Below are 25,002 nucleotides of genomic sequence, written 5' to 3' on the forward strand. Positions count from 1 at the left end.
TTAATCGTCCGCGGGCTGCTGTTCGATCGACTCGATACCGGGGATGCCCTGGACCCCCATCTCTGCGAGTTCCTGTTTGAGACCCTGTGGGTCCGATACGTCCTGTGACAGCTCCATCGCCTGGGCGAAGTTCTTCACCAGCCCACAGTTGGGGCCTTCAGGCGTCTCCGAGGGACAGATACGACCCCACTGGGTCGCGTGCAGGTCCCGTGCTTCGAAGTGTGGCTGGGAGCGACTGAGCGGCGAGCGCAGTCGCCGGAGGTGTGACAGCACCCCCATGAAGTCTGTCCGGTCAACCAGCTGGCTCACGCCAGAACGGCCGCCGACCCAGTTCCCCGTCGCGATCGGGTGTTCGAGTCGCTCAGTCAGCACGTCAGAACGAACGACCGTCGAGACGGACAGCTGGCGGTTTCGCATGTTGGCCCGCTCAAGCTGGTATTTCACGTCCCGGGCGAGCTTGTTCAGCGCCGTCCGGAACAGGTCGGTCATCAGGTCGCCGCTGACCTTCAGCCGCTTGTTGGCGTAGTGGTCCTTGTCGTCAGATTCGCGGCGGCCCAGTGCCAGTTCGAAACACGCCTCGGCCATCCGGCAGAGGTAGAACGCCTTGTTGATGCGGACTTCTTCTTCCTCGACGCCTTCCTCATGTAGATGCGGGAGGAGATAGCGGTCGATAACGTAGTTAGCTCGCTTGAGCTGGTAGTTCTTGCCCTGCCCGGAGGCGACACGCTTGCCCAGCGTCTCGATGGCTTCCTCGGTCGTCTGGACTTCGGCCTCCTCCAAGTTCTCCAGCATGAACTTCACGATTTCCGGGTCCTCGCTGACGCGGTGGACGATCTCCTCGTCCGACTCCAGCCCCAGCGCGCGGACCAGCGTGACGAAGTCGATACTGCCCGAAACGGACGGGAACGAGACTTCCAGCAGCCCGTCCCGCGTTCGTTCACACAGCACCAGTGCGCGGTACCCACGGCGCTGGGAGAACGTCTTGGCGACCTGCACCTCGTCGCCGTACTTGGTGTCGTACTCGGCAAGAATCTTGTTCGGGGCAAGGTCCTCACTGGTCATCAGCACCCGCTCGGAGCCGTTGACACAGAAGTAGCCACCGGGGTCTGCAGGGTCCTCGCCGATGTCGATGAGTTCCTCGTCGGTGAAGCCCGCGATGTTACACTTGTTCGACCCGACCATGATGGGCATTCGCCCGATCTTGGTCTCCGTCCGGTCGACGACTTCCTCCGGTTCTTCCTCGCCACCGCGAACGATGGCCATCTCCATGAACACCGGCGCGGAGTAGGTGATGTTTCGGAGTCGGGCTTCCTGCGGGTACAGCAGTTCCTCGCTGCCGTCAGCCTCGCGGACCCGTGGAGTGACGACGCGGACGTCGCCGAGTTCGACCCATACCGGTTCCTGCCCTTCCTTGTCACCGATGTCGGTCTCGATGGTCTCTTTCTCGTCGACGACCTGCTGCATTCCCCGGTCGAGGAATGCGTTGAACGAGCGGAAGTGGTGTTCGGCGAGCCGTTCCTTGGCGAAATATTCACGCGATATAGCGCGGCGATCTTGTGTGTCCATTATTCTACCACCAGTCGATACACGACGGCTTCATCCGTCGTTCTGGAGTCGCGGACGATCCGGACCACGTCACCGACTTCGGCGTCATCGGGCAGCGCCTTGTCGGTACGCTTGATCTTCGGAAGGTCCGTCTTCTTGATTTCATACTCAGTGAGTACTGCTTCGAGGTCATCCTCGTCGACGACGCTGTGGTCTGGGACGAGGTCGTGTTGACTTACATCTACCATGTGTGTGCGTGTGCGTTTGGCCTGCTGCTGGAGAAGGTGGCTGTCACGAGATACTACAGGGCCGTACTGCCGGGGTGCATATAACACTTACCAAGTCGCTCTGCCGTGGCTATCGGACCCGCCCACCCTCGCGGACTGCGGGCGTGGTTGCTCCTACCAACCACATGCAGCAGACCGGACATAGAACTTTGGGTCCCGTCATGTGCACTCATCCCGGGGCGGGTCTCTTTGGAAAGTCTTAATACCGACACCAAGGTACGAAGAAATGCAACGAAGGCCCGGATGGTGTAGTGGCCCATCATACGACCCTGTCACGGTCGTGACGCGGGTTCAAATCCCGCTCCGGGCGTTCCTATTGCAACCAAACTGGCGAGCGCCATGCGGTGTGTGCTCGCAGTCTGCCCGGATGGTGTAGTGGCCCATCATACGACCCTGTCACGGTCGTGACGCGGGTTCAAATCCCGCTCCGGGCGTTCCTATTGTGAACAATCCCGACGAGCACCGCTTAGCGTGTGCCCGTTATCGTGAGCGATGACACGCGCAACAGGGATTTGAATCCTGGAAGTCGCGCACAGCGAACGTAGTGAGCGAGCACGTCTTGCTCTGGTTCAAATCCCGCTCCGGGCGTTTTTCTGATTTTAACTCGACAAACGATGCGTTTCATCGCGTCGCTTTCGTTCTACATCTCAACCCAGTACACGCGTTAGTAGCTATTCAGTAGGCAGTAAACACCGCATACTTGCTGAGAAAACGGCACATACTGATATTACAAGAGCAGGGCAACAGCAGACGGCCGGGGAGTGCCCCCTTGGCCTGTCATAGTGTCCGTCCACCGGGGTCGGACGTGCTATCACTCCACGGGGGCTGGCATATGTTTTGTGTTGCTTGTAAGACGTGCCGATAAGCGACTGCGGGCGACAAACTGTTTACGAGGCCCCGCAAAAGAGGGGCCATGGAGGACGTGGATGGCGAGGAAATGCCTGGCGCGATTGTCGAGGCGTTCCTCGAACGCGAGGAGGGCGTTCGGGCGCTGCTTGAGGAACTGGAGAAGCTCACTATCGAGGGCCGCCACGAGGAGGTCCGCGACCGTGTTCGCAATCTGGCAGACAGCGACGAGTCGGTGTTTTACACCGTGGCGTTCAGTCTCACCAACTCGCGGCAGTTTTTCGGCGACGTGGAAGCACAGTTGGACGTGACCGCTGCGGACCGGCTCCGGGACCTCGCCGACACGTTTCCCGCACTGGCCGAGCCGTTCAATATCGTTCGGACGGAGCGAGCGGACGACCGGCTCAATCCGGTGACGGACACAAGCTACGCGGTGAGCTACCACCGCGGCATTGAGTCGCCAATGGTGACATACAGCCCGTTATCGGGCGAACAGGAGCTGTACGAGTCCCGCGGGACGCCAAGCGAGGTGTTGCGGGTCGCGTCCGACCTCACGAGCGCAACGACCGACGCGCTGGATGTGGCGATGGACAACGACTACTCGGTCAACACGGAAGAGCTGAGCGCGCTTATTGACCGCCGCGAAGAACTAGAGACAGAGCTGAGCAAGCTCCGGGACCAGCTCGACGAGCTTCGGCGGACGCCGGTTTCAGACGAATAGGGACTGACGGTTCGAAACCAGAGGCACAGAGCGGGACAGAGAGCAAACCCGAATCACAGTGCCGCAACTGGGGCGTTTATGTGTCACGACCGTAAATGCACAGGTACGATTTGCTATGGGAATGGACCGACTAGAAGATCAGGTTGAGAAGGAGGGGCGGGACCTGTCGATCCTCGAAGCCGTCATCGAGAACGGGCCGATCGGTATCGTTCGGCTCGCCGAGGAGACAGATGTCCCAAAACACAAGGTGCGGTACTCGCTACGGATGCTGGAAGACGACGAACTCATCGAGCCGACACCGCAGGGGGCGATTCCGGTGGACAACATCGACGAGCGAGTCGCAACGATCAACAACGGCATCGACCGGCTGGTCGAACAGCTGGACGGGTTGCGAGACGTGTTTGCGTCCGCAGAATAGCCGGACGACCAGTCGGCACCCGTTTCCGTGGCAGTAACCCTTTTCGAACGCCGACGTGATGCATCGGTATGGATGTCGCTCTCATCAGCGATTCGCACATCCCGTCCCGGGAACATGAGATTCCCCCGTCGTTCCGGGAACGCATCGAAGTCGCCGACCACGTCATCCACGCCGGTGATTTCGACAGCAAAGGCGCGCTCGCTGACATCCGCCATATGGCGACGGAACTGACCGCCGTTTCGGGCAACATCGACCCGCAGATAGGGCTGCCGGAGCGGGCGACAGTCGAACTCGGCGGCGTCACGTTTGTCGTGACACACGGCACTGGACCACACCAAGGCTGGGCGGACCGTGTCGCCATTGCGGTCCGCGAAGCGGCCGACAGCAACGCCATCGGCGTCGCCGGCCACACCCACGAACAGACAGACATCGTCTACGAGGGCGTCCGGCTCCTGAACCCCGGCAGCGTCACAGGGGCCTCGCCGGCAGACCGCCCGACGATGCTGACCGCGACAGTCGAGGACGGGACGCTCAGCGTGGCCCAGCACGAACTGTAGCGCGGGTGGGTGATCGCCGTCACGCCCGAGATGTACCGGCAGCTGTTGCCACTATTGGCCGGCTTTGCAGCGAACGCGGGTCTTTTTCCGGCAGAGACCGCAGGAGCGGTATGGAAGTCTTCGCGGTCGAGGGGGTGCCCGAGGTCCGCCCTGGCGATGATGTGGCCGAACTGCTCGTCGAGCAGGCCGACCTGCAGGACGACGACGTAGTCTGTGTCGCCAGCACCATCGTTTCCAAGGCCAACGGACGCGGGCGGTCGCTGTCATCGTACGAGCCAAGCGGGCGTGCTGAGCGCATTGCGGCAACCATCGAAGACATCGCCGACGAGGAGAAAGACCCGCGGATGGCACAGGCGATTCTCGACGAGTGCGAGGAGGTGCTGGTCGAAGCCCCCTTCATCCTCGGCGTGACGAAGTTCGGGCATATCACCGTCAACGCGGGCATCGACCGCTCGAACGTGCCCGGCGCGGACCTTCTCTTGCTCCCCGAGGACCCGACGGCAGAGGCCGAAGCGATCCGCGACGGCATCCGCGAACACGCGGGAGTCGAACCCAGCGTCATCGTTACCGACACGTCGGGGCGGCCGTTTCGCCTCGGCCAGCGCGGCGTCGCGCTAGGCTGGGCCGGGCTCTCCGCCTCGCGGGACTGGCGGGGCGAACACGACCGCGACGGCCGCGAACTCGAAGCCACCGTTCAGGCCGTCGTTGACGAACTCGCCGCCGCAGCCAACCTCGTCACCGGCGAAGGCGACGGCGGAACACCCGCCGCAGTCGTCCGCGATTTCGACTTCGGCGACCACGCGGGCAGCGAGCAGCTGTTCCGCGACCCGGAGAAGGACGTAGTCAGACAAGCACTCAGAGAGTGGTCCCATGTACGCGATTGAACTCACCCCGGAACACCCGGTCGCACAGCTCGCCTCGTTTGCCGAACAGGCCGAATCGAACGCGCTTGATGCCGTGTACGTCAGCCATCACTACAACAACCGCGACCAGTTCATGTCGCTGACCGCGATGGCCGAGCGGACCGATGAGGTGCTGCTCGGCCCCGGCATCGCCAACCCGTATGAGACGCACCCGGTGACGCTGGCCTCGCGGGTCGCAACGCTCGACGAACTGAGCGGCGGGCGGGCCGTCTTCGGCATCGGGCCGGGGGATAAATCGACGCTCAGCAACCTCGGCTTCGACCACGACGACGCCCTGCGACGCGTCCTTGAGACGTTCACGACGGCCCGAAAGCTCTGGGACGGCGAGCGAGTCAACCACGACGGGACGTTCGAGGCCGTCGACGCCGGGCTAAACTACGAGGTCGATGAGATTCCGGTGTACGTCGGCGCGCAGGGGCCGCACATGACCCGGATGGCGGCGAAACACGCCGACGGGGCGCTGTACAACGGCGCGCATCCAAAAGATCTCGCGTGGGCACGCGAGCAAGTAGAAGAGATGGCCGACGAGCGACCCGAAGAATACGGTGAGTTCGACCTCGCAGCCTACGCCAGCGTCTCGGTCGCCGAAGACGAGGCCGAAGCGCGGGAGGCCGCTCGCCCACCGGTCGCGTTCGTCGCCGCGGGGTCACCACCGCCGGTGCTCGACCGCCACGGCATCGACCACGAGGCCGCCGACGACATCGGACAGGCGATTTCGGCCGGCGAGTTCACGGCCGCCTTCGATGGCGTGACCGAGGCGATGCTGGACGCGTTCTGTATCGCCGGGACGCCAGAAGCGGTGGCCGAACGGACAGCGGCGTTAGAAGAACACGCCGACAGCGTGGTGTTCGCGTCGCCGCTTGGGCCGGATGTCGAGACGGCTATCGATTTGCTTGGGGCGGTCCTCGACCGCCGGAGCCGCTGAACAGCGAGAGCGCGGCCCCCAGCGACAGATACCCGAAGGCGGCGACCGAGACGGTCGTAATGACGGCCCCGACAGCGAGCATGAGTGCCGCCAGCGGGTCGTTCAGTGCCACGCCGAGGAACCAGCCGGGCATGTCGATGATGCTCTGGAGCAGTTCCGACAGCAGTCCTTGCATTACCTGAACGTTAGCGTGGCCCTACTTTGCGTTTGCGTTCCCGGCTACCACGTGGACTCCCGGGAGCTGCTGTCGCGCAGCGCCACGGGCGAATGACCCTACGCAACAGGCTCAAGTTCCGCTGAGAAGTGTCTGAGTTCTTCCATTGGGGGCTCCCAGACGATTTCCAGACCGGAGTACTCGTCGCGGCGGTCACGAACTCGTGCAGCAGTCTCCGCGATGTGTTCGAGGTGTTCGTGCCAGTACGTCCGGCGAGGAAGGGCGAGACGGACGAGTTCCGGACGGTTAGTCCCGGGGAAGGCAAACGAGCCGAGTTCGACTGTCCGGACGCCGCCCTCGCGGTAGAGTTCGCAGACGAGTCGCTGCCCGGGGTACTGGTCGGCGGGAATATCCGGGAACAGGGCGGCCGCATCAATGTAGACGGCGTGACCGCCGGTTGGCGTGACTATCGGGATGTCTCGATCACGCAGGAGGTCCCCGAGGGTCGCGACCTGTTCGATTCGCTCGGCGACGTACGGCGGTTGAACCGCTTCCCGCAGGCCGGTCGCCATCGCTTCAAGATCACGACCTGCGAGGCCACCGTAGGTCGGGAATCCTTCATACAGGATCGCGCGCTGTTTGCACTGTTCAAACAGGGCAGCGTCTCGGACAGCCGTGAACCCGCCGATGTTTGCCAGTGCGTCCTTTTTGCCACTCATCGTGATTGCGTCCGCGGGACGTAACTGCTCGCGAGCAATCTCGCTGAGGGGCGTATCGGCGTATTCGGGGTCCCGTTGCTTGATGAACTGTGCGTTTTCGGCGAACCGACAGGCGTCGATGACGAACGTTGCATCGATTTCCGTGGCGAAGGCGGCTGTCTCGCGGATGTTCGCCATCGACACCGGCTGGCCGGCGGCGGAGTTGTTCGTGATCGTCAGAACGACGGCCGAAACAGCGTCCTGCCCGTGCTCCTCGACGGCGTCCCACCCCCGGTCTGTGGAGAAGTTTCCGGCAAACGTCCCGACAGTATCAGTGGTCAGGTCCGTCTCTGCCGGGCAGTCAGCCGCGATTGCACCCTGATTCGTCACGTGTGCGCGGGTGGTGTCAAAATGCGTGTTGTTGAGAACGACGTCACCGTCGTCCAGCAGTGCCCCGAACAGGACGTTCTCCGCGCCGCGGCCCTGGTGTGTCGGGACCACGCGGTCGAACCCCATCACGTCGGCGACCGTCTCACGGAAGCGTTTGAACGAGCGCGAACCGGCGTACGCCTCGTCCCCTCGAACCACGGCCGCCCACTGGTCGTCACTCATCGCGCCAGTCCCCGAATCGGTTAGCAAGTCGATAAAGACGTCATCCGCAGCGAGGTTGAAGACGTTGTGCCCGGCCTCGGTGAGCACGGTCTCACGTCGCTCACGGGGCGGAAGCTGTATCGAGGTTACCGATTTGGCCTTGTACGAGCGCATACTGTGTCGCAGTACGCCGACCGACTTATCTCCCGCCTGATATTTTGTGTACGGAAGTGGGCTGAGATGTCCATCACCAGACGGGTACGGCTATCGGTGGACACGTGTTGCTATGAGGCCGAAATAGCGGGCATTTTGAGGCCGCAACTGCTGAAGGGACGTATGAGCGTTCGCGAGGAATTCGACGCGTGGGCGGCCGAAGGCAAAGACAGAGGCATGGAAGACCGGCACTGGCACACCGCCAAGCACGTTCTCGCTCGGATGCCGGTCGAACCGGGTGACACGGTGCTTGACCTCGGGACGGGCTCGGGCTACGCACTCCGTGCGCTCCGAGACACCAACGACGCCGGTCCCTGTTATGGCCTCGACGGGTCGCCGGAGATGCTCCGGAACGCCCGTGAGTACACGGACGACGACGGCATCGGGTTCCTGCGTGGGGACTTCGACGCCCTGCCGTTTGCGACCGACAGCATCGACCACGTGTTCTCAATGGAGGCGTTCTACTACGCCAGTGACCCGCCACACACCCTCGAAGAGATCGCGCGGGTGCTGCGACCCGGCGGGACCGCCAACATCGCGGTGAACTACTACGAGGAGAACGTCCACTCCCACGAGTGGCAGGAGTTCATCGACATCGAGATGACCCGCTGGAGCGCCGACGAGTACCGCGAGGCGTTCCGCGAAGCGGGTCTGGCCGTAGCTGCACAGGACACGATCCCCGACCGCGAGGTGGAGATTCCGCCGGCAGACACGTTCCCCACGGACGAGTTCGAGACGCGCGAGGCGATGGTCGAGCGCTACCGCGAACTGGGGACGCTGCTGACCGTCGGCGTCGCCACCGAATAACGGCCCGGACGGCGTGTCAAAACGCGGACTACGAGTGGAACGACCGACAGGGTATTTTGTAGCCGCGGGCAATATCAAGGAGTATGGCCGAAGAAACCTCGCTGGAGGACTTTCTTGACGCCGGCGACGAAAGCGAGGACGAGGAAGAGAGTGGTGCGTCTGCGGGAGACGATACTACAGAGCCAGAAAGCGAAGCCTCCGGCTCTGAAGCTTCGACCGACGCGGTCGACCCGGCCGTGACGACCTACGCGTGGTCGCCCGACGGAGCGGCCTGTGCCGAGTGTGGCGAGGTCGTCGAGCGGCGGTGGACACAGGACGGACACCTCGTCTGTGGGGCCTGTAAGTCCTGGTGAACGGCGCTACCGGCCGTCAAACGGATGTGTGTTGTTCTCACCCATCCACAGAGTTACATACGCTCACGCCGTAATCGTAGCTACAATTGAACGGCCCGGAGGATGTGGCACTCACACAAGACACTTACTGGTCGACAGGGCAGAGTATCCCACCAGTCCCCGTGCCGAGGCGTCGTCCCACGAGAGCGCGACTATGACAGACACTGATACCCCACACAGTCAACAGTCGGACAGTCCCCTCCGCGACGCCACACGCGTCGCCAATCAGGTGATCGAAAACGTCGAGCAGGTCATCGTCGGGCAACACGCCGCCATCGAACACATAGTCATCGCGCTGCTCGGCCGCGGCCACGTCCTGCTTGAGGACGTCCCCGGCGTCGGCAAGACGATGCTTGCTCGCTCTGTTGCCGCGTCCTTCGACGGCGAGTTCAAGCGCGTCCAGTTCACCCCGGACCTCCTCCCGACCGACGTGACCGGCGTCAACATCTACAACCAGAAGACACAGGAGTTCGAGTTCCGGCCGGGTCCGATTTTCGCCAACGTCGTCCTCGGCGACGAGATCAACCGTGCACCGCCGAAGACGCAGTCGGCGCTGCTGGAGGCCATGGAGGAACAGCAGGTGTCCGTCGACGGGACCACACATCCCGTTCCACAGCCGTTTACCGTCATCGCCACGCAGAACACGGTTGAGCAGAACCGGGCCTATGACCTGCCGATGGCCGAACTCGACCGGTTCATGACGAAACTGCATCTCGGCTATCCGAACGAGGCGGCGGAGACGGAGATGCTGGGTGACGTGGTGGGCCACCATCCCATCGAGGATCTCACGTCGGTCGCCACCCTCGATGCGCTGTCCGCGGCCCGGGAAACGGTGGCCGACGTGGCCGTTGAGGAGCCTATCCGCTCATACGCGACCCGGCTGGCGCGGTACACGCGGGAGAACGCACAGCTGGGCGTCAGCCCGCGGGGCAGCATCTCGCTGCTCCGGGCAGCACAGGCCCGGGCCGTGCTCGACGGCCGCAATTACGTTATTCCCGACGACGTACAGACGGAAGCGCCGGTTGTCCTCCCACACCGTATCCGCACTGAGAGCAGCGAGCAGGACGCCCGGGCACTCGTCGCGGAGGCACTCGATACCGTCTACGTCGAATGAGACCGACACGACGCGGCTTCGCCGTCCTCGCTGTCGCCGTCGCCGGCCTCCTGGTCAGTGCCAGGTTCGGCCAGCCCGGGCTCACCGCCGTCGCCGGCCCGCTGTTCGCCGGCGTGTTCGCCGCCGCCGTGCAGGTTCGCTGGAGCGGCGCGCCGACCGTCGAACTGGGCCACCTCCGCCGTGGGTTTCCCGGCGAGACGAAGCCCGTGGAGTTCCACGTCGACGGGAGTGGCATTGCGACGGTCACCGCTCGGCTTTCCGAGGGGCTTGATGGAAAGACGACAGTCACCAAGTCTCTGCCAGCGGCGGTGACATACCGGGTCACCTACACGGCCCGGGGTGAGCAACGGGTCGGCCCCATCGAGGCAACGGTGACGGACGCACTGGGACTCATCAAAGAGAGCTATACCATCGAGAGCAAGGCCGACGTACTGGTGTATCCGCCCGTCTACCGATTGGGCGGCACGGACGCGTTCGCGCGGACGTTCACACCGGAGAACGAGGACCGGCAGTCGTTTGACCGACTGCGAGAGTACGTCAGCGGCGACTCCTTGCGGAACGTCCACTGGAAATCCAGCGCCAAGCGCGAGGACCTGTTAGTCAAGGAGTTCACTGACAACCGGAGCGACCGGACCCTGCTCGTTGCCGCGGAAGCCCAGCGGGGCCACGCCGACGAGATGGCCGCCGCGGCGGCGACGATCACGATGGCCGCGCTGGAGAGTGGTCTCGCCGTCGAACTCGCCGTCCCGAACGGCGCGGTCGAACAGGGGTACGGCGACACCCACCGAACGCGACTGCTCGAACTGCTGGCCCGGGCTGACGCGGGCCAGACCGGCCGGACAGACGACGCCGACGTGATTGTCACAGCCAACGGCGACGGGGTCACGGTGTCGGTCGACGGCCGCCGCCAGTCCTTCGCTGCTGTGACCGCCAGTCGGGACAACCCCATCGCAGGCGAGGTGAACGGATGAGCGCCCCGGTCACAGAGCGTGTCCGCGACCGGGTCCCCTGGGGCGGGTCACGAATACTGGCGTTGCTTGCGACGGCGCTGGCAATCGGCGCGCCGCTTCGGACGATGTACTATCTCAGCGACGTGGTCGGCGACCCCACCCTGTTTCTGGCGCTGGCCGCCCTCTCGTTCGTGGGTGCGACCTTGCTGGCCCGCGTGCTCAGACCGCCCCTCGCGGTTGCTGTCGGCGCAGTGCTGTTCGCCGGCGGGCTCGGGGCGTACATCCTGAACCTCTCGACGAATCCGGCGATAACGGAGCTTCTGAGCGACACCGTCGCCCTGCTGACCGGACGGTCGCTGCTCCAGATAGCCGAGGTCAGGCTGTGGGTGCTGTCGTTCGCGCCGGCACCGGTGTTTCTGACGTGGTACTTCGCGCTGCGGCGCTGGTACGTCACGGCGACGGTGGCGGCTGGCACGGCCCTCGCGTTTTTCGCCCTGACGACTGACGCCGGTGTGGTGACGACACTGCTGGGTGTGGTCGGCATCGCAGCGACGATCGGCTTCGGAACGCTCGATACGCTGTCGACGGACGAGCCGGCGGACCTGACGAAGCGACCGGACGCGATGACTGACAGTGACGGGACGGAGCGCGCGGACGATGACGACAACGGCATCGACGCTGGGCGGCGCGCTGTCCTCGAACAGCTGGCGGCGATAATCGTCGTCCCGGCGGCGCTGTCACAGGTGCCGATCACCCGGGACAGTTTGCTGTCCTACGACGACGAGTCGGAGGGCCAGACCGTCGAAGGGAGCCTCTTCGACGCCGGGGAGTCCCTTTCAGTACGCGGGAGCATCTCGTTGACGCCGGAGATCCGGTACACGGTCGAAAGCGAGGAACCGCGCTACTGGCGGGTCGCCTCCTACGACCGCTACACCGGCAACGGGTGGGTGCGGACGGGCAACCCCCGCCCGTACGACGACCAGCGCCTCGACAGCCCACCGGGTGAAACCCGGACGCTTCGACAGGAGTTCCGGGCGGAGTCGACCATCGGGACCGTCCCGGCCGCCTGGAAGCCCGTCCACTACTCTGGGGAGCCGTCGGTATCGGTCTCAAGCGAGGGCGGGTTCCAGCCAGACGGCCCGTTGTCGACTGGCGACACCTACGAGGTCAGGAGCGAACTGCTCGTGGCGACGCCCGACGGGCTGCGTGCGGCCGGCACTGACTACGACGATACGACTGCGGAGCTGTACACGCAGCTTCCCGACAGCACGCCGGCCCGGGTGGCGGAACGGACGGCTATTCTCACCGCGAACGCCGAGAACCCCTACGAGACGGCGCTGGTCGTCGAGCGCTGGCTGCAGGACACCAAGGGCTACTCACTCGATGTCGACCGACCCGACTTCAACGTCGCCGACACCTTCCTCTTCGAGATGGACGAAGGGTACTGCGTCTACTTCGCAACGACGATGGTAACGATGCTCCGGACCCAGGGCATCCCGGCGCGCATGACCGTCGGGTACACCTCCGGCCAGCGCATCGACGAAGACCAGTGGGTCGTGCGCGGGCTCAACTCCCATGCTTGGGTCGAAGTGTACTTCCCCGGTCAGGGCTGGGTACAGTTCGACCCGACGCCGTCCGGGCCGCGAGAGGCAGTCAGACAGCAACGTATCGAAGACGCGAGTTCGGACGGATCGTCGCCCACTGTCGGCGACGGCAACCCGGTAGAACGGTACACGCCACCCGACACGTCAACGCCTGCCCCACTGACCGAGACCAATGGTACCGAGACCGAGCCGACGGAGACACCAACGGCCACCGGAACGGACACACCCACCGGCACAACAGAGGCGTCGGACACAGACGAGGGGACGGAGCTGAGCATCCCGGACCTCCCGTCGCGCGAGGAGTTGACGCTGGGCGTCGTCGCGTTGCTCGGCATCGCAGCGGGCGCGCGCCGGTCCGGCCTCAGCGAGCGAGCCTACCGGGCGGTGTGGCTGCGCTACCAGCGCCGCGTGGACCCCGAGACCGACGTTGAGCGGGCGTTCCAGCGGGCCATGTACGTCCTTGCGACGGAACACCGGGGCCGCAAAAGCGGCGAGACGGTACGGGCGTATCTCGACGCGATAGGGGCCGACGACCGGGTCAGGCGGCTGGCGACGTTACGAGAACGGCTCCGGTACGGCGGCGAAGTGAGCGAGGCAATGGCCGACGAGGCCGTCGAAATCGCCGACGGGATCGTCTCCGAGCGATAGTCCCCGACAGTGTTTAATAGGTCGTGTTCGTAGGCGCGATTGTAATGTCGGAAGTCTGCTCGACGTGCGGGCTGCCTGAGGAGCTCTGCGTCTGTGAGGACGTCGCTAAGGAGTCCCAGGAGATTAACATCCGCATCGACGAGCGCCGTTACGGGAAGGAGGTAACGATTATCGAGGGATTCGACCCGAAAGACGTCGACATGGACTCGCTGTCCTCAGACCTCAAATCGAAGTTTGCCTGCGGTGGCACTGTTGAGGACGGGCAGATAGAGCTCCAGGGCAATCACACGGGCCGCGTCGAGGATTTCCTCCGCGACAAAGGTTTCAACGTCGCCTGAACTCCTGACTGCCAACGGTTCTCGTGAGAGCGCCGTGGCAAGCCGCTGCTGTGACCTGCTCGCCAGCTTTTCAGCTCGGTCTGCGTGCGAGTGTGCGCTGCGATCTGCTATGAGTGGTTCAGGTCTGGCTGCTTTTTACCGTCGTGGGAGATTCAGGTAGCGACCGGTAGAGACAGAATTTGTTGCATGATACCAGCACGCATAATCGGCGGTCAAGTATTTCAACCACGGGGCGGTAACTGTTTGCAATGTTCGGTGTACCCCGGCGGGTGGTGGCCGTCGGACTCGTGGTCCTTCTCCTTGGTGGGGGAATCGCGTCGCTCCCGGTGGCGGCGACCGCCGACCACGGGGCGGTGACCGGGGCTAGCGACGGAGCGGCGGCTGGCGTCGGTGAGAACTGCACGTACAAAGCCGAGACGGCGTCGGGTCAGCGTGGGCCGGCAGTTGAGACAGTACAGTCGCCGACAGCCACGACCGAGTCGAATGGCTCGCTGGTCCGGATACGAAGCGCCGACATGCATCGACGCCAGCCGCGGGGACAGGGTGGGGACACAGCCGGAACGGCAGCCCCAGCGGCGGCCAGCATGGAGACAGGGACGGCCACGTCGGGTGCAACACAGACCAAGGACGGTGACGTGATTCAGCAGACACAGACCTACGCGCGCGTGCCTGAGGAGCCGGGTGAAGTCGCGGTGACCGTGGCCTACGAAGTCCCGGACCGGGTCGTTGACCTCGAAACGCACGTCCCGGCGGCGGCGACGGTGACCGGAACGGACGGGTTTGAGCGCGTCAACGAGTCCGTGTATGAGTGGGAAGAAACGACGGATACGGCGACGATCAGCTACCGCATCAACCCGAACCAGACCATCGAGAAGAGTGGTCCGGAGGGGTCCGAGGGCCGATATCTCAGCGTCGATACGGGCGAGTGGGCGCTGCTCACACGGTCACTGACGCCGACGCGCTGGCGCTACACTGGTCAGGACCCCGTCAGGTACAACCGCACGCTCCGGACGGCAGGCCCGGGTGCGGCTGGCGAGGAAATCGTGTACCTCGGCGAAGTGGCGACGTTCGAGGAGACAGCGCACGACCAGACGTTCACGCTGGCTGTGCCAGAGCGGTCGGCAATGACGGCCTCGCCAATTTCGGTTCTCGACTCGATGGCGAACGCATCGAACGCTCTCCGGGTCGGCGACCGTGACGAGCAGGTGTTCGTCGTCGCCGCGCCGTCTGGGGCCGTAGAGTGGGGCGTCGAGGGGTATCAGATCGGTGACGCTGATATGTGGGTCCAGTCCCGGCAAACGCTGGACACCGCCAACAACGTCTGGCTTCACGAGTACGTCCACAGCCGGCAGGCCTACGAGACGACACAGGAGACGCGGTGGACGGTCGAGGGCTGGGCGACGTACTACGCCGCTGTCCTGACGCTGGAACAGAACCGAATCGGGTTTGACGAATTCCGGGAACAACTCGCGGTGGGTGGACGGCCGGTCTACAGCGACGTGACATTGACTGACAGGGCAAGCTGGACGAGCAACGCGAACTACAGGAAGGGCGCGCTCGTCGCCGGGCGGGCAGACGTCCATATCCGCTCGGCTACTGGCCGCAACCAGACACTCCAGAGCGTGTTTCAGTCGCTGAACGGCTACCGTGACCCGGTCACGCAATCGCAGTTCCTCACCGAAGTCGAGGCCGCTGGCGGGGAAACCGTCCGGAACACGACCGCGACGGAGACTGAAACGACAGCAACGGTGACGATGTGGAACGGGACGACACACCGACAGTTGTTCGGTATGATTCCCGCCCGTATCGGCTACGGCCTGCCACCGGTCGACCGGGCAGATGCCTACCGTGCAGATAGTCTCTACCGGCCGAACGCACCGGTTGGCGGGAGCGAACCGATCCGGCTGGTGACCAACGAGACGCTCGCGGTCGACGCGGTCGTCGAGAACGCCGGTGGTGAGGCGGGGGCGTACAACGTGACGCTCGCAGTCAACGAGACCGTCGTCGCCGCGAAACAGGGCCAGATCGAACCGGGGGAACGGACCGAGGTCGAAGTGACACACACGTTTGCCGACCCCGGCCGATACGCCATCAGCGTCGACGGCGACACCGTCACTGTCGTGGTGACGGAGCCGGCAGCCGCCAGTGTGACTAACGTCACTGCGAGTCCAAAAGAGGTCAGACAGGGAGACAAGGTCGACGTGACCGCCACTGTCGCCAACGACAACGGTATTCCGGGGACAATAACGGTCGAGTTCCGCCGTAGCGATGTCGTGTTCGCCGAGCAGCGGCTGTATCTCCCACCACAGACGACGACAACGGTCACGCGGACGGTCACCCTCGACAAACCCGGAACGGTGTCGCTGTCAGCGGGTGACGGACAGACCACGACGGCGGTCGACGTAGTCGTCTCGACGGAAACGTCGGAACCAACGTCGACTCCGACAGAGATACTCACAGAGACACAGACTACAGCCGGAGAGGGCAACGGCTTTACTGCGCTCGTGACGGGTCTCGCAATGTTACTTGCGGCGCTGATTGCCCGTCAGCGTAGTTCCTGACACGAGCCCGAAGGGAACAGTTATTGAGGTCGGCCGGCCGTTGTCAACCGTGAACGTCGGAATCGCGTACGCCGTCCTGTCGGCGCTGGTGTTTGGGGTGTACCTGTTCGTGATGAAGCGGTGGTTCACCGAATACCCGTCGCCGGTGTTCCTGCTGCTTACGTACAGCCTGGTCCCCATCGTCTACTTCCCAGTCGTCTTCATCAGCAACAAGCCCTTCCTCCCGGCGGGAAACCGCGTCAATGTCCTCTTGTCGATACTCGCTGTGACGGCGGTGACGGCAGTGGGACTGCTCACCCTTTTTCGGGCGATCCGCGTCGGCGAAGTCTCCTACGTCTCGCCGATCAGCAAAATCGTTCCTGTGTTCGTGTTGCCGCTGGAAGTCGGCCTGCTGGGCCAGCACCTCTCGCCGCTGCAGGTCGGCGGCGTCGTCGTCGCGACCGCCGCCGTTTATGTCGCGAACTGGCAAGGCACAGCGTTACTGGCCCCACTCAAACGGGCCCAGCAGTCCCGGCCCGCGCAATTGGCCTTACTGTCGGCTGCGGCGTTCGCGCTCGTCGATGTAAGCAAGCGGGTGCTGATGCAGGAACTGGCTATCGAACCGACGACATACATCCCGGTGATGGCTGTCGGCATCGCCGCGTTGATGACGCCGTTCGCGTTCCGGTATCAGATCCCGCCGGGGTGGCAGGCAGACCTCCCGAAGTTCGTCGTCGCGGCGATGTTCGTCGCCTACGCGAACCACATCGTGTTGCTGTCCTTCCAGTTGCTCCCGGCGAGTATCGTTTCCCCCATCGTCAACGGGCAGGCTATCGTTGCTGTTATTCTGGGCGCGATTATTCTCGACGAGGCGCAGTTCCGAGCACGCCTAGCCGCTGCGGGGCTGGCTATCGTCGGTATCGCAATGATATCGGTCGGATAGAAAGGTCAGGCCGACTTTCGTTCCGAGGAGCAGCCAACCTGTACCGCATAGCTCGATTGAAGCCATGCGGTCGGGTTCTCGGTGTCGTAGACGACGACGTCGCCGCCGCCAGTAGTGAAGCTGCCGTACTGCTCGTCGGAGTCGGTAGTATCGCGCGACGCTGGTTCCATTGTGGTACAAGGGCACATCCGACACAGCGCTACATAAATGTTTCTCAGATGTGGTATGAAGTATTATTAGCATACTAGGATTTGTCCGCATAATATAGTCCTACTGAGAGACCAGCACCGATATGTGGCCGCCGGCAAAGGCATCAGATATGACACGAACGGACGCCCCAGTAACGCCGCCAGTCGTGCTGACCGTCGCTGGCAGCGACTCCGGTGGTGGGGCCGGCATCCAGGCCGACCTCAAGACCATCGAAGCCTGTGGCGGCTTCGGGACCAGCGCGATCACGAGCGTGACGGCACAGAACACCACGGGCGTGCAGGGCCAGCATCTGCTCCCGGTCGACGAAATTGAGGCCCAGATTGGGGCGGTCACGGGAGATTTCGACGTGGCCGCGGTCAAAACGGGCATGCTCGCGACAAGCGAGGTCATCGATCTGGTCACCGAGTATGCCGCCGACCTGCCGAATCTCGTCGTCGACCCGGTGATGGTGGCGGCCTCGGGCGACCGGTTACTGGCTGCCGAGGCTGAAGACGCTTACGAGACCCTCATCGCCGAAGCGGCGGTCGTCACGCCGAACGCCGACGAAGCCGCCGTCCTGACCGGGCGCGATGTCGACGACCCTGCGGCCGCGGAGCAGGCGGGCCGTGACCTCGTTGAGATGGGAGCCGACAGCGCGCTCGTGAAGGGGGGCCATGTCCCGGGCGACGCCGTCGTCGACACCCTCGTGACCGGTGACGGGGTGACGACGTTCCGCCACGACCGCATCGACACCGAGGCCACCCACGGCTCCGGCTGTACGCTCTCCTCAGCCATCGCGACGCAGTTGGCCCACGGCGACGACCTGCCGGCGGCGGTCGGAAGCAGTATCGACCTGCTTGCGAGCGCGGTCCGGTACAACGTTGACGTGGGTGACGGTCCGGGCGCGGTCCACCACCTCGTCCAGACCCGCAACGACGCCGCGCGCCGTCCGACAAGCGAGGCCGTCGAGCGAGCCGTGTCGGCCCTCGTCGATGCGGACGTGTCGGCGCTGGTCCCAGAGCGAGGGATGACAATCGCTGGTGCGACACCATACGCAGAGACACCGGACGCGGTCGCCGCCGTCGAAGGCCGCATCGCCCGCACGATGGACGGTATCCGGCCGAACCGCGGCGTCCGCTTCGGCGCGTCCACGACGGTGGCTCGTGCCCTGCTGGCCGCCCGTGAACATGACCCCGCGGTCCGGTTCGCCGCCAACTGCCGACTGGCCGACGCCATTGAGGACGCGCTGTCGTCGCTGAACAGGCCTGTCGCTGCGTACGACCCCGACGAGCGCCCGGACGCGGTTTCCGACGACGGTATCGCGTGGGGCGTCGACCGGGCCTTCGAGACCAGCGAGGGGACACCGGTCGCCGTCGTCGGCCGCGAGGGCGTGGGTACTGACGGCCGCGTGACACTGTTCGCAGCGGACGCCGACGACCTTGTCTCCCGGATGGAGACCGTCCACGGGACCGTTGAGGACAGCGTGTAGCCGGTCAGTCGGTCGTGCGCTGGTTCGACACAGACGGTGGCCGCGTTTAACCGCGAGCAACGCATACCCGGACGTATGAGTGAAACACAGTCGAGCGAGCGGATTACGGTCTTCTCGGACTACGTCTGCCCGTTCTGTTATCTCGGACGCGAATCGCTCAGGCAGTACCAGTCGACGCGCGAGGACGAACTGGAGGTCGACTGGCACCCCTTCGACCTCCGGAGCGGGAAGCGCAACCCCGACGGCTCCATCGACCACTCCGTCGACGACGGCAAGGACGACGAGTACTACGAGCAGGCCAAAGAGAGTGTCCGCCGATTGCAGGCGAAATACGACGTCGAGATGGACCTGGACATCGCCACTGACATCGACTCGCTGCCCGCCCAGATTGCCTCCTACTACGTCAAAGAGCACTACGACTACGAGACGTGGCTGGCCTTCGACGTGGCCGTCTTCGAGGCGCTGTGGCAGGACGGACAGGACATCGGCGACGAAGACCTGCTGGTCGAGCTGGCCGAGGACGCGGGCGTCGACGGCGACGAGATCCGGTCGGCGCTCGCGGACGGCGCCCTCCGGTCAGAGGTCCGCGAGAATTTCACGGCGGCCAAGCGCCAGGGCATCACCGGCGTCCCGACGTTCGCCTACGATGGTCACGCCGCCCGCGGCGCGGTCCCGCCCGAGCAGCTCGAACGGCTGGTCGAAGGTAGCTGAACGTGGCACAAGGCGGCATCGCCTGCGCTCGATCTCACGCGACGCGGTTCCGCAGTGACTCGCCGCGTGTGGCTCGTTCGACGTTCTCCCGAACGAGTGCCGCGATGTCTTCGTGATACCGGCTCGTGGCCGCGGCGACGTGTGGTGTTACGATGGCCGATTCGTGGTTCCAGAGCGGATGGTCGTCCGGAAGCGGTTCCGCCCAGTGGGCGTCGAGAGCCGCCCCCGCAATCGTCCCGGTATCGAGGGCGTTCAGTAGCGCGTCTTCGACGACGACCGGTCCCCGAGCGACGTTGACGAGGTAGCTGTCGGCCCGCATCTGCGCGAGCAAAGCGGCGTCGACCATGCCTTCGGTCTCCTCGGTGAGCGGACAACACAGCACGACGAAGCGTGCGTCGGCGACGGCGGCGTCCAGTTCGTCGGGTGTGTACACGCGCTCGACGTTCTCAGCGGGGTCACCGGAGCGGCGAACGCCGACAACATCCATCCCCAGCGCGTCGGTCCGGTCGGCGACGCCCTGACCGATGGTGCCCAGCCCGACCACGCACACCTGCTCGCCGGTCAGCGTGAACGGCGCGTCGTACGGTTCCTGCGTCCAGTCGTTGTCGCGCTGGCGGTCCCGATAGACGTGGAGGCGGCGGGCAAAGGCCGTCAGATAGCCGACGACGGTTTCCGGGACGGTGTCGCCGTGGATACCAGTGCTGTTCGTCAGTACCGTCCCGGCCGCCTCGTAGGCGTCCACGTCGAACTCGTCGTAGCCCGCGCGGATGCCGTGGACCCAGGCGGCGTCCAGAAACGCCTCCCGCGGAGAGAACGTGACGACGCAGTCACTGGCATCGAATGAGGCGTCATCACCGACAGTCTCGACGCGGACATCGGGTCCCTGTAGCGCGGCGACCATCGCCTCCAGCGGACAGGCCTTCGCAACTGACTCGTGGACGGCGATTCTAGCGATATCCATGTCCGTCCCTGCGGCGGGGACAGTATAGTCCTTTTCCGGAACGCGGCGAAATGTCGAACCGATCAGCCCCAGCGACTATCGAGCGCGTCGACACGCATCTCGATGTAGCGGCGGGACCAGCGCTTCGAGAACCGACGCAGGGGTCCAAAGAGCCCGTCCGTGTCCGCGGCGTCGGCAGGAACGTCTTCGTCGTAACTCGACCGGCCGCCCGACTCCATCGGTCCCTCTGGAAAACTCATAACGATATGTGTTACCACGGGCTGTGAAATAAATATTAGGGATATTAGGCCACCGGAGACCTCGTGCCTTTTTGCCGTCTTCGCCTATTTTTTGCATCATTTTTGAAATAAGTACAGACAACAAGGGATTTAAGCGATAGTTCACAATGCTGGGTTCACGCGTCAATGACCACGTCGTCACCGTCCAGTCGGCTCCAGAAGGGGTTTCTCAAGTACCAGCACGTCTTCGTGTTTCTGGCACCACTGCTGTTCGTCGTCGGTGTGTACACCGCCGCACCGACGCCCGCGGACGCGGGCACCGGCTACTGGTTCGAGTACTGGTGGCTCTGCATCGCCTTCGTCATCGGGGCGACCACCGTCAACACGGTCGGTATCAGCGGGTCGGCGCTGTTCGTCCCGTTTCTCATCTTCATCTTCCCGTTACTCGCCGGGGAGACGCTGACACCGGAGACACTGGTGAAGGTCGGACTCATCAGCGAATCGTTCGGCCTCTCCAGTTCGGCACTCGCGTTCATCCAGTACGGGCTCGTCGACCGACGGCTCGCGCTGAGCCTCGTCCTCGGGAGCGTACCCTTTGTCATCGCTGGCGCGCTGCTGTCGTTTGTCATCCCGGAACCGCTGTTTCACGCGCTGCTCGGCATCGCTCTGCTGGCCGCGTCGTACCTGCTTTTCAAAGCCGACCTCGGCCACGAGGAACCGGGCGAGGCAGGCGACAGTGACCCGGAAGTATCGGCTGACGGGGGCGACGCGACACTCCCCGACGACGACAACAAGCTCGGCCCGGCCGGCGTCGAAACGGCCGACGACGGAGCAGTGACGCGCGTCGACCGCGACGGCAACGACTACGGCTACACGCGCGGCGGCTATCTCGAACGCTTCGCGAACTACAGCATCGGCGGCGTCTTCCAGGGACTGGCCGGCTTCGGCGTCGGCGAACTGGGCATCATCTCGATGCTCCGAACCGATGTCCCTGTCCGAGTCGCCATCGGGACAAACCACATCGTCGTGGCGCTGACGGCCGTCCTCGCCTCGCTGGTCCACGTCTTCGGCGGCGGCCTCGTTCCGGGCGCGCACTCCATCGACCTCGCATCGACGCCGTGGAACATGGTCGTCTGGACCGTGCCCGCAACCGTCACCGGCGGCCAGATTGCGCCGTACGTCTCGACCGCACTGGATACCGGGACCATCAAGAAGTTCGTCGGCGGGCTGTTCGCAGTCATCGCCGCAGCGCTGTTCCTGATGGCGACGGGTGGTGTTTAAGACGATGTACGACACGATTCTCCTCCCGACCGACGGCAGCGACGGTATCGGTGCGGCCGCGAGACACGCGGGAACGATTGCAGACCGGTTCGACGCGACGGTCCATGTGCTCTCTGTCGTCGACAGCCGAAACCGGTTCGAGAGCCCGTCGAGCGGCCTCTCGGCCGACGCGTGGCTCGAAGCAGAGCGCGAGCGCGCAGGGACGGCCATCGACGCGACCGTCGCCGAGCTACCCGACGACGTTTCGGTCGAGACCACACAGCGAGAGGGCGTCCCGAAGACGGAAATCGTCGACGCCGTCACGGAGATTCCGGCGGACCTCGTCGTGATGGGGACCCACGGCCGGACCGGACTGGACCACTATCTCATTGGGAGCGTTGCAGAGACGGTCGTCCGCGAATCGCCGGTGCCGGTGCTGACCGTCCAGCTGTCGGACGAGTGAGCACGGTACAGGGGCCAGTGTGACGCATCAGCCATCGACCAGGGCTGTCCGGGACGGATCAGTAGCTCGGTGGTACGCTGACAGCACGAGCGCGTGGAACGCGACGAGAACGCCGACACCGACGACGATGACTGCGACCTGCAGCGGCGTCGAGAGCAGCCCCAGCGAGACGATGAGCGTCGTCGCGCAGGCCGGTGCGTGGACCGTATCTGTTGCAATCATCCCCCAGCTCGTCACGACGAGTGAGAGGGTCGCACTCGCGACGAGGCGAAGCCCGGCCATCGAGAATGCGGTTGGGTCCGCGACGAGCGAGACACCGCCAGCAAGCAGGCTGTACGCGAGCAGCCCCGCAACACCGCCGATGAAATGGCTCATGACGACACTGGCCAGCCCCGTCCGGTCGCCGTCCCGCTGAAATGCGAGAATGAACGCAGACGGGCCGAGACTCGGGAAGATGAATGGCTGGCCGCTCGCCCACGCGAGCGTTCCGAGGACGACGAACAGCACGCCAGCGTACAGGCTCGTCCCGACCCGATGCCGTCGCATTGCTCCCGGTAGGAAACTGGACGGATAAGACAGTCACGGTCCGACAGAGTCGTCCCGAATGGGGACGACAGCGGTCAGAGCGCCGTCATCGTCGTGTCGTCCTCGCTCGGGGCCGACGGCGGCCGCCCGTCAGCCGTCCGCAGTTGCTCGAACGCGACTGCGATAATCGCGGTGCCATACAGCGACGCCAGGGGTTGGATAACGATAGTTGGCAGTTGCGAAACCGGTCCCGAAAGCGCCAGCGAGCCGATGAATCCGATGATCCCGCCAACGACCGCCGCGGCGGCACCAACAATCAACAGCAGGCCGAACAGCGCGAGCCGGTCACCCTTGGTGAGCCGGTAGCTCTCTTTGAGCGCCGCAACGAAGTTCCGGTCTTCGACGATGACGTACGGCATCATGAAAATGAACACGACGTAGGCGAAGATGCCGGGGATGAGGAACAAGATCGACCCGATGAACACCAGCAGGCTGTAGACGATCCCGCCGACGAACACGTTCACCAGCGCGAGTGGCACGTTCCGCGTGAACGCACCCTCAGGGAAGCTCTCGCGCGCTCCGGGGACAAACGTCCGGAAGGACACGACAGTGAGATACAGTGAGACGACGGAGGTGACAGCGATACCGGCACCAGCAACAGTAAGCGGGATGTCGAAGGTGAGCGGGAGGGCTGCGGCAATTTCGCCGTATCCCATCCTGGTGTAGGTCGTCGCCAGGATTGAATTGAACAGGACTTGAAAGCTAGCCATCAGGGCAAAAAACGCTACAAGTAGTATCGCGCCGGTACGACTGAACAGCCGGTACCCCGCCTCTTCGAGGGCGGAGCCGATTTGGAGGGCCATCGTCGGACCGCTTCGACAAGCAATGACAAAAGTGTTGCCTCAGTGTGACAATCCAACCCAGTTCACGTACGCGATTCCAGCCCGCGTTCGACGAACTCGATAAGGTCCTCCGCCGGGACGAACCCGTCAGCACGGCGGTGAATCAGGTCCCCGTCAGCAAACAGCAGGAACGTCGGGACACTCCGGACATCGAACGCGTCGACGGCATCGAGGTCGTGTTTCGGATTGAACACGACCACTGTGGCGTCAGTGGCTTTCGCAGCGATATCGAGTATCGGCTCCATGGACTTGCAGATAGTACAGCCAGTCGTCCGGACCATCACCAAGACGTGGTCGGCCGTGGCCAGCACGTCGTCAAGTTCGTCTCGCGTTTCCACCGTCCGAACGCTGTGTTCCGTCGTCGTGTCCATAGAGACGGTACGTGCCACAGCGCGAAGAACCCCGCGACGGGTCACACCCGTTCGGCCGCAACTACTGTCCGGCGCTGTCAATCCTCGATTTCACGTACGACCGACGCGGGGTTCCCCTGAACGACGACGCCAGCAGGAACGTCGTCGGTGACGACCGCACCGGACCCGATGACGGCATCGTCGCCGACGGTGACGCCCGGGTTGATGACCGCCTGCCCACCGACCCAGACATTGTCGCCGATAGTCACCGGCTTCCCGTACTCGACGCCGCTACGTCGTTCATCCGGGTCAAGTGGGTGCGTCGCGGTGTAGATGTGGACACCCGGCCCGAGCAGGCAGTCGTCGCCGATATCGACCCGGCAGACATCCAGTACGACGCAGTCGAAGTTCGCGTAGAACCCATCGCCGACGTGGATGTTGTCGCCGTAGTCACACCGGAAGGGCGGTTCGACGTGGCAGTCCGCACCGACCGAGCCAAAGAGGTCCTCGATGAGCGCCTGTCTGGTGTCGGCCTCAGATGGGTCGGTCTGGTTGTACTCCCGGGTGAGTTCGTTCGCACGCTCTCGGGCAGCAACGAGTGCTGGGTCGCTCGCGTCGTAGCGCTCGCCCGCCAGCATCTTCTCCCGTTCAGACGCCATTCCGACCCACCTCTGAAGTCTCTCTCGCGGCGCGGCGAGGGATGGTCATAGTGGGCTGTCG

General features: G+C 64.1%; 28 protein-coding genes and 2 tRNA genes. 19 read left to right on the forward strand and 11 right to left on the reverse strand.

Annotated elements, in window-relative coordinates:
- Nucleotides 1-1,566: a DNA-directed RNA polymerase subunit B'' gene (locus tag RR_RS14855; protein WP_004959113.1), complete on the reverse strand. Its 1,566-nt coding sequence runs from the start codon at nt 1,564-1,566 to the stop codon at nt 1-3.
- On the reverse strand, nt 1,566-1,793 hold the full coding sequence (locus RR_RS14860; RefSeq protein ID WP_004959115.1) for a DNA-directed RNA polymerase subunit H: 228 nt from the start codon (nt 1,791-1,793) through the stop codon (nt 1,566-1,568). Before RR_RS14860 ends, RR_RS14855 begins: the two co-directional genes overlap by 1 nt.
- A gap of 276 nt (nt 1,794-2,069) precedes the next feature.
- Here RR_RS14860 and RR_RS14865 point away from each other — a divergent pair.
- The 7 genes from RR_RS14865 to RR_RS14895 all read left to right on the forward strand — a co-directional run bounded on the left by RR_RS14865 (nt 2,070) and on the right by RR_RS14895 (nt 6,222).
- A tRNA-Asp gene (locus RR_RS14865) sits at nt 2,070-2,142 on the forward strand.
- Nucleotides 2,143-2,193: 51 nt separating this feature from the next.
- Nucleotides 2,194-2,266: transfer RNA gene (locus RR_RS14870), tRNA-Asp, on the forward strand.
- Nucleotides 2,267-2,745: 479 nt separating this feature from the next.
- A complete protein-coding gene (locus RR_RS14875; protein ID WP_004959117.1) occupies nt 2,746-3,399 on the forward strand; it encodes a hypothetical protein in 654 nt (217 codons plus the stop codon).
- A gap of 121 nt (nt 3,400-3,520) precedes the next feature.
- Nucleotides 3,521-3,817: a winged helix-turn-helix transcriptional regulator gene (locus tag RR_RS14880; protein ID WP_004959120.1), complete on the forward strand. Its 297-nt coding sequence runs from the start codon at nt 3,521-3,523 to the stop codon at nt 3,815-3,817.
- 68 nt (nt 3,818-3,885) lie between these two features.
- Entirely contained in the window at nt 3,886-4,374 is a 489-nt protein-coding gene (locus RR_RS14885) for a metallophosphoesterase family protein (protein WP_011224226.1), read from the forward strand.
- A gap of 110 nt (nt 4,375-4,484) precedes the next feature.
- Entirely contained in the window at nt 4,485-5,258 is a 774-nt protein-coding gene (locus RR_RS14890) for a coenzyme F420-0:L-glutamate ligase (protein ID WP_007189416.1), read from the forward strand.
- Nucleotides 5,245-6,222: a 5,10-methylenetetrahydromethanopterin reductase gene (locus RR_RS14895; protein WP_011224227.1), complete on the forward strand. Its 978-nt coding sequence runs from the start codon at nt 5,245-5,247 to the stop codon at nt 6,220-6,222. The genes RR_RS14890 and RR_RS14895 overlap by 14 nt, the downstream gene beginning before the upstream one ends.
- On the opposite strand, the gene RR_RS14900 is transcribed toward RR_RS14895, so the two are convergent.
- Nucleotides 6,179-6,397 carry a hypothetical protein gene (locus RR_RS14900; RefSeq protein ID WP_004959128.1) on the reverse strand — a complete coding sequence of 73 codons (219 nt, stop codon included), beginning with the start codon at nt 6,395-6,397 and terminating at the stop codon, nt 6,179-6,181. The two genes, RR_RS14895 and RR_RS14900, sit on opposite strands and share 44 nt — an antisense overlap.
- 98 nt (nt 6,398-6,495) lie before the next feature.
- Nucleotides 6,496-7,839, reverse strand: a complete 1,344-nt coding sequence (locus tag RR_RS14905) for a tryptophanase (RefSeq protein WP_011224228.1) — start codon at nt 7,837-7,839, stop codon at nt 6,496-6,498.
- Nucleotides 7,840-8,001: 162 nt separating this feature from the next.
- Between RR_RS14905 and RR_RS14910 the strand changes: the two genes are divergently transcribed.
- The 8 genes from RR_RS14910 to RR_RS14945 all read left to right on the forward strand — a co-directional run bounded on the left by RR_RS14910 (nt 8,002) and on the right by RR_RS14945 (nt 17,214).
- Nucleotides 8,002-8,685: a class I SAM-dependent methyltransferase gene (locus tag RR_RS14910; protein WP_004959132.1), complete on the forward strand. Its 684-nt coding sequence runs from the start codon at nt 8,002-8,004 to the stop codon at nt 8,683-8,685.
- An 83-nt stretch (nt 8,686-8,768) separates the two neighbouring features.
- Nucleotides 8,769-9,038: a DUF7573 domain-containing protein gene (locus RR_RS14915; RefSeq protein ID WP_011224230.1), complete on the forward strand. Its 270-nt coding sequence runs from the start codon at nt 8,769-8,771 to the stop codon at nt 9,036-9,038.
- Between the two features lie 193 nt (nt 9,039-9,231).
- On the forward strand, nt 9,232-10,191 hold the full coding sequence (locus RR_RS14920) for an AAA family ATPase (RefSeq protein ID WP_004959140.1): 960 nt from the start codon (nt 9,232-9,234) through the stop codon (nt 10,189-10,191).
- Nucleotides 10,188-11,162, forward strand: coding sequence for a DUF58 domain-containing protein (locus tag RR_RS14925; RefSeq protein ID WP_011224231.1), 975 nt, complete (start codon nt 10,188-10,190; stop codon nt 11,160-11,162). The genes RR_RS14920 and RR_RS14925 overlap by 4 nt, the downstream gene beginning before the upstream one ends.
- A complete protein-coding gene (locus RR_RS14930) occupies nt 11,159-13,393 on the forward strand; it encodes a transglutaminase domain-containing protein (protein WP_011224232.1) in 2,235 nt (744 codons plus the stop codon). The genes RR_RS14925 and RR_RS14930 overlap by 4 nt, the downstream gene beginning before the upstream one ends.
- Nucleotides 13,394-13,437: 44 nt before the next feature.
- A complete protein-coding gene (yciH, locus tag RR_RS14935; RefSeq protein WP_004516073.1) occupies nt 13,438-13,731 on the forward strand; it encodes a stress response translation initiation inhibitor YciH in 294 nt (97 codons plus the stop codon).
- 248 nt (nt 13,732-13,979) lie between these two features.
- Entirely contained in the window at nt 13,980-16,292 is a 2,313-nt protein-coding gene (locus RR_RS14940; protein ID WP_011224233.1) for a CARDB domain-containing protein, read from the forward strand.
- A gap of 40 nt (nt 16,293-16,332) precedes the next feature.
- On the forward strand, nt 16,333-17,214 hold the full coding sequence (locus RR_RS14945) for a DMT family transporter (protein WP_007189423.1): 882 nt from the start codon (nt 16,333-16,335) through the stop codon (nt 17,212-17,214).
- Nucleotides 17,215-17,219: 5 nt separating this feature from the next.
- On the opposite strand, the gene RR_RS22485 is transcribed toward RR_RS14945, so the two are convergent.
- Nucleotides 17,220-17,384 (reverse strand): DUF7331 family protein, encoded by a 165-nt coding sequence (locus RR_RS22485; RefSeq protein WP_004590650.1) that lies wholly within the window; start codon nt 17,382-17,384, stop codon nt 17,220-17,222.
- Nucleotides 17,385-17,506: 122 nt separating this feature from the next.
- On the opposite strand from RR_RS22485, the gene thiD reads away from it, so the two are divergent.
- Nucleotides 17,507-18,892: a bifunctional hydroxymethylpyrimidine kinase/phosphomethylpyrimidine kinase gene (thiD, locus tag RR_RS14950; RefSeq protein WP_011224235.1), complete on the forward strand. Its 1,386-nt coding sequence runs from the start codon at nt 17,507-17,509 to the stop codon at nt 18,890-18,892.
- A gap of 75 nt (nt 18,893-18,967) precedes the next feature.
- Nucleotides 18,968-19,603 carry a DsbA family oxidoreductase gene (locus tag RR_RS14955; protein ID WP_011224236.1) on the forward strand — a complete coding sequence of 212 codons (636 nt, stop codon included), beginning with the start codon at nt 18,968-18,970 and terminating at the stop codon, nt 19,601-19,603.
- 34 nt (nt 19,604-19,637) lie between these two features.
- On the opposite strand, the gene ddh is transcribed toward RR_RS14955, so the two are convergent.
- Together ddh and RR_RS22490 are read right to left on the reverse strand one after the other, a co-directional pair.
- Nucleotides 19,638-20,564 (reverse strand): D-2-hydroxyacid dehydrogenase, encoded by a 927-nt coding sequence (gene ddh / locus RR_RS14960; RefSeq protein WP_011224237.1) that lies wholly within the window; start codon nt 20,562-20,564, stop codon nt 19,638-19,640.
- 62 nt (nt 20,565-20,626) lie between these two features.
- On the reverse strand, nt 20,627-20,803 hold the full coding sequence (locus RR_RS22490) for a hypothetical protein (protein WP_011224238.1): 177 nt from the start codon (nt 20,801-20,803) through the stop codon (nt 20,627-20,629).
- Nucleotides 20,804-20,968: 165 nt separating this feature from the next.
- Between RR_RS22490 and RR_RS14965 the strand changes: the two genes are divergently transcribed.
- Together RR_RS14965 and RR_RS14970 are read left to right on the forward strand one after the other, a co-directional pair.
- Entirely contained in the window at nt 20,969-22,063 is a 1,095-nt protein-coding gene (locus tag RR_RS14965) for a sulfite exporter TauE/SafE family protein (protein ID WP_011224239.1), read from the forward strand.
- A 4-nt stretch (nt 22,064-22,067) separates the two neighbouring features.
- A complete protein-coding gene (locus RR_RS14970) occupies nt 22,068-22,505 on the forward strand; it encodes a universal stress protein (protein WP_011224240.1) in 438 nt (145 codons plus the stop codon).
- Nucleotides 22,506-22,532: 27 nt separating this feature from the next.
- Here the strand turns inward: RR_RS14970 and RR_RS14975 are convergent, their stop codons facing one another.
- The 4 genes from RR_RS14975 to RR_RS14990 form a co-directional block, all read right to left on the reverse strand.
- The gene (locus RR_RS14975; protein WP_011224241.1) at nt 22,533-23,051 is read right to left on the reverse strand and encodes an HPP family protein; all 519 of its coding nucleotides are present in this window, start codon (nt 23,049-23,051) and stop codon (nt 22,533-22,535) included.
- A 74-nt stretch (nt 23,052-23,125) separates the two neighbouring features.
- A complete protein-coding gene (locus RR_RS14980) occupies nt 23,126-23,893 on the reverse strand; it encodes a glycerophosphoryl diester phosphodiesterase membrane domain-containing protein (protein WP_004959158.1) in 768 nt (255 codons plus the stop codon).
- 62 nt (nt 23,894-23,955) lie between these two features.
- The gene (locus RR_RS14985) at nt 23,956-24,303 is read right to left on the reverse strand and encodes a thioredoxin family protein (RefSeq protein ID WP_004959159.1); all 348 of its coding nucleotides are present in this window, start codon (nt 24,301-24,303) and stop codon (nt 23,956-23,958) included.
- A 77-nt stretch (nt 24,304-24,380) separates the two neighbouring features.
- A complete protein-coding gene (locus RR_RS14990; RefSeq protein WP_004959160.1) occupies nt 24,381-24,941 on the reverse strand; it encodes a sugar O-acetyltransferase in 561 nt (186 codons plus the stop codon).
- Nucleotides 24,942-25,002: the final 61 nt, after the last annotated feature.

The organism is Haloarcula marismortui ATCC 43049, assembly GCF_000011085.1.
GTDB lineage: Archaea > Halobacteriota > Halobacteria > Halobacteriales > Haloarculaceae > Haloarcula > Haloarcula marismortui.